The 3,961-nt window shown below is 59.2% G+C and carries 1 protein-coding gene and 1 pseudogene; one reads left to right on the top strand and one right to left on the bottom strand.

From position 1 onward, the window contains the following. Positions 1-486: pseudogene (locus H5U08_RS12200) on the top strand (hypothetical protein); the annotation flags it as partial. Between the two features lie 266 nt (positions 487-752). On the opposite strand, the gene H5U08_RS12195 reads toward H5U08_RS12200, so the two are convergent. Next, the coding region (locus H5U08_RS12195; protein ID WP_297033398.1) for a hypothetical protein at positions 753-3,961 on the bottom strand (3,209 nt) is incomplete at its 5' end.

Raw genomic sequence — 3,961 nt, 5'->3', positions numbered from 1 at the left:
CGGGTGAAGACCGTGTGCTACAAGGTTCGTCGCTGGGTCCGCGAGGAGAAGACCTGCACCTATCAGGTCTGCAAACTGGTGCCTGAGCGGCGAGTCAAGACCTGCACCTACCAGGTCTGCAAGATGGTGCCCGAGCAGCGGGTCAAGACCGTCTGCTACAAGGTCTGCAAGCTGGTGCCGACAACCTGCGTGACCAAGGTTCCGTGCCGGGTGTGGAAGCCGGTGACCTGCACCAAGACCGTGTGCGAGGTGCGCTGGGTGAAGAAGGTGGTGCCCTGCACCGTCACCCGCTGCGTTCCGCGGATCGTGTGCGAGATGGTGCCGGTGAAGGTGTGCTGCCCCGTGCGGAAAGTCTGCTGCCCGACGGCGAAAGAAGCCTGCGCTCCGGCTTGCGATGCCTGCAGCGCCCCGCAGGGCGATCCCAAGCCGCTGGATGTGAAGCCGGCGCAGGTGGCTCCTAAGCCGCTCGACAGCCGGACCATCTGAACGGTCAATCAATCGGTATCGATAACGGCCTGGTCCTAAACCTCCGCGGCCCAGTGAACCCCATCACTGGGCCGCGCTGTTTCTTGGCGACGCGCCCCGCGAAATTCGCACGAGAGATGAGATCGCTTATCCTGAAAACCAGGCTCTGGGATAGGCTATTGATGGGGACATCGCGACAACGTACCGGGGTTTGGTGTCTTATCGGAACCGGAGCAACACCTGGCCCGCCGAACGCGGCGAAGCCCGTGCCTTGAACAGTCGGTTTCTTATTGAAGTCGAAGAAGTCCCCACAATTCCGGACGATCCGGGGCGCCATCTTCTTTGGCCGCAGGCCAGTAGATTTCGGTCTTGCCCTGGGGACCTGGTAGCGTGAGGTTGATGTTTGCCCGCAAGGTCCGCCCCGGTTCGGGCCGCCAACCCTGGAGTCGCGAGCCGGGCAAAAATACTTCCATCAGCCAGCCCTGTTCTGTTTTCCGGCTGACACCCCGAACGTCGGGCAGGTCGTAAATGGTTGCCGGGATTTCGGCACCGCGCTTCCAGCGACCAGCATAGACTTTGCCAGTATCCAGAAGGGGGCAGAACCAGAACTGGTGGTCGGTCGCCTGGTAGGATGTGCGCGCTCTGGCGTCGGACGCCGTATCGATGAACAGTTCGACGCACGTCTGCGCCCAAAAGGCACGGGGATCTGTCACCGCCCCGTTGTGATTTTTGACGTGAACCGCCAAAAACACCCCGGCGGGATGGTACGCCAGCGCCACGCGAACGGGGAACGCTGTGCCGCGGGTCGCGAGTAGCCAATCCGGCAACCATGTCCCAGACGGCCAATCTTCAAATTGTCCGTCGATTTTTATGTTTTCGACCAGGGGCAGGTTCCAGAACGGCACCGGGAGCGTCGTCCCAGCAGATGTTTGTCCTTTTTCATCTTTCAGAACAACCTGGGGTGGAGCAGACGGCAGGTCACGCGCTGTGATCTCCACACGCAAGGGGATTTCCGTTTCCTGTTTAGCGCCGACGCGGAGCGAAGAGCGAATCGGTTCGAGCGTCCAGCCCGGCGGCAAATTGCCTTCCAGGACCCATGTTTTGTCGGCCGGCGAATTGTTTTTAACTCGCAATGTCGTTGTGTAGTGGGTTCCTTGCTGTTGCAGCGAACCGAGAGAAAGTTCCACCAAAGGAACCAGATGGAGCCAGACAGGAAGTCTTTTTTCGGCATTTCCGGCCTCAACCACCAGACAGAGCGAATACTCTCCCTGGGGCAGTGAAACGGGGATCGCCACGGAGATGGGGATCGAAAGTTTTTGCCCCGGTGCTGCCGTGAACCCGCCTTGCGATGAGCTGGCCTTCCATCCCTCGGGTGATTCCAATCGCCAGGATACCTGGAGGGGTCGCGAGGTGTGGTTGCAGGTGGACCAAATCAGGTGACCGATCTCCCCACAAACGGCGGAAAGGAGTTGCGGCGTCTCCCAGGCGAACCCGGTCTCGATCACGATCGGATCATCCTGTGAGAATCCGCTTATCCAGAGAGGTGCGGGACCCACGCGACGGAGTTTGTCGGAAAGTCGATTGCCATACATGTCGTAAAATTCGGTGCCGGGCAGGTCGACTTCTTCCTCCTCGCCATTTTTCTGTGGTCGAAATACACACGCCCACAACCGATCTCCGTCTCGAATGACGTACCCCTGGACATCCTTCGGCAGGTCGAATGTGCCGAGAATCTGGGGGTTTTTCAGGAAATGCGTCAGGGCGGCGAGAGCCGCGGCCGCAGGCTTCGGCTCGTTCCGATAATCGAACAGCCCACACCCGTCAAAATATGTGGTGGCTTTTTCCTTGTTGTCCCGGTCCCAGAACCAGAACATCTTATCAATTCCGCAGGCCAGGCCCATCAGGTATCCCCGTTGCAGGTAGATGGCCTGCTCCTTCTCACTGACCACGTAGCCGGCGCGCGTATCCCAGCCAAACTCGGTGATCCAGGCCTGACGATCGCGTCCGTCACAATCGGCGGCGTTCGCGAATGCTCGGAGTCGGTCCGCGATGAGCATCTTCTCCGATTCATCGCCCGGACCGTTCGCGTTTTCCACGCTCGATTCGGGGGGCTCCGCTCCGCAGTAAAAATGGGCGTTGACCACATCAATCTTCTCAAACGCGCCTGATTCGATGCTGCGCTCCACCCATTCGGGGTGGATTCCCGCCGTACCCTGTTCCACGGCAAGGGAATCCGGCTTCATGAATTTGACAACCTCGGCGAACACGCGGTGATAAGCATGATAGGCTCGCCATTGCCGCGCTCGCTCTTCTTTTCCGTGATGGTAGTCGTATTCATTGTCAAGTTCCCACGCGGGGAAGTCGGGCATCGCCCAGAGAATGTGGACGAGGTCGTATTTCCACTGCCGGTCGGGTTCAAGTAATCCCTTTTCAACGTAGGGATATATGGAATCGCCCATACAGGCGAGAAGCATGAGTCCTGCCTCCTGGATCCCCTCATTGATCCGTGGGTACCAGGGCCAGCCGCTGTAGCTCCCGTCTGCTCCACGGGCCTTGAGGAGCCATTGCCGGTTGTACGAGTAATCGCGTACCCAAACGACGCCGATACGGCGGAGCGATTCGTAGGAGACCCCGCCGCTGGCTGAATGAATGTTCAGTCCCCACGGCGATCGCCGCTTTTCGTCAGCCGATAAAGTGTGCGGCCTGGGCACATAGACGAAACGTGTTTCAGCATGGAGCACACCCCCGGCGGACAATGGCGCTGTGACGTTGAGCGAGAATGGTCCGAACCGCGGCGGCGTCCACACCAGATCCCAGGCCTGGAGATCATGGAGTGTCGCTGAGTAATCCGATTGATGAAGAATCGTACCCTGTTCATCGAGGATCTGCGCACGGACCTTTATGGGGAGCGGTTCTGCCCGCCAGCTATCGCAAATAATGTGGACGTTGACAGGCCCCGGCGCGATAAACACGTTTCGAGGTGCGTCGCTTGTAATCCGCAGTCCCAGCGGTCGCTCGTCGGGTGGAATGCCCGCCATATCGGTCTCCACCTCCAGACGGTAAATCCGCAGCCGGGCGTCACCAGTGACATTTCGACGATTCCAGTTATGGGCACCAATGGACACGAGCGAAACGGGCTGCTTCCAGTTCTGTGGAATTTCAAATTCCAGCCGTGACCATTTTCCCGCCGGGGCGTTGAGGGGCCATTCCAGTTTCTTGCCCCCGATGGAATCCTGCCCGTCTCCGTCGCGGAAATTGAGAACCCATGTGTAGTCAGCCTGGAGCGGCTTGACCCACAGTCGGACTTTTTTCAGTGTGCCGGGAATCTTGAGACCTGCCGGTTCGACCGAAGCGAACTGGAAGCCGGTCCCGTCATAATGGACGGCAATTTCCATGACAGGGTGCGTGGCTTCGTCCTCGGGCAAGTCTTCTTTCAACCACTCGATTGTTGTCGTCGCGCTGTTCCAAGGCCCGGGTTGCCATTTGGCCGCCAGCA

Origin of the sequence: Thermogutta sp. (genome assembly GCF_014359955.1) — a bacterium.
Lineage (GTDB): Bacteria > Planctomycetota > Planctomycetia > Pirellulales > Thermoguttaceae > Thermogutta.
This window is presented reverse-complemented; position numbering and strand designations above follow the sequence as displayed.